Raw genomic sequence first — 757 nt, 5'->3', positions numbered from 1 at the left:
TCTCGGGATCAATCGGACCGTAGCCTTCCAACTCACCCGGCACATCCCCGCCGAGGAGAGTCATCACCGGGACGGTGACGAACACCTTCGCCTGCACACCCCAAAACGTCCTGGCCTCCCCCGGCCGATTGGATCCGCGGGACCCGTTCGAACCGTTGTCAGCGGGGTCCGATGTTTCATTCAGGTATCTGGTGGGTCCGGCGCTGGTGAGGACATCCACCAGAACGTCGGCCCGGAGTTGGGTGAGGGTCCGGGCCTCGTCGGGGCCCTGCAACGCCCGGGCCGCGGTATCGACCCGGTGGAAAATCCCGGCCGCCTGATCGGTCGGCAGATAGGCTGCGAGCCAGGCCATCCCATCGTGGGCGGGGTTCAGGACCACCTCGCGTTCCCGCAGAGCTTTCCGGTGCCGGCTGCTGATGGGTTCGGGATGCAGCTTTTCGCGTAACCGTTGGGCCTGCCGGCAGAACTTCGCCACAGTGGTCTGACCGGCCAGCGCGATCAGCCGAGCCTCGTAGGCGGCGGCCAGGGCAGGGTCGATGTCGAGCATGTCAGAGGCTTCTTCGACAACCGCCCAGGCGTGACGGCGTGAGAGTCTGCCCTCCTCCAACGCGTTCAACGTGCCCGGGTGGTGGCGGGTCAGCAGGGTGCTGTGTTCGATCAGGAACCCGGCGGTCCGCTCCGGCAGGTGCAACGCCGCGCCGATCTCGGCCGCAGCCAGGGTTTTCTCGAATCCGAACGCCCCGCGGTCGCACCGGGC

The 757-nt window shown here is 67.2% G+C and carries 1 protein-coding gene; it reads right to left on the bottom strand.

Going from position 1 to position 757, the window contains the following annotated elements:
- A partial coding sequence (locus tag ABD059_RS13565) for a DUF222 domain-containing protein (RefSeq protein ID WP_343880900.1) occupies nt 1-757 on the bottom strand: 757 nt, incomplete at both ends.

It is taken from the genome of Arthrobacter flavus, from assembly GCF_039526005.1.
Classification (GTDB): domain Bacteria; phylum Actinomycetota; class Actinomycetes; order Actinomycetales; family Micrococcaceae; genus Arthrobacter_D; species Arthrobacter_D flavus.
This window is presented reverse-complemented; position numbering and strand designations above follow the sequence as displayed.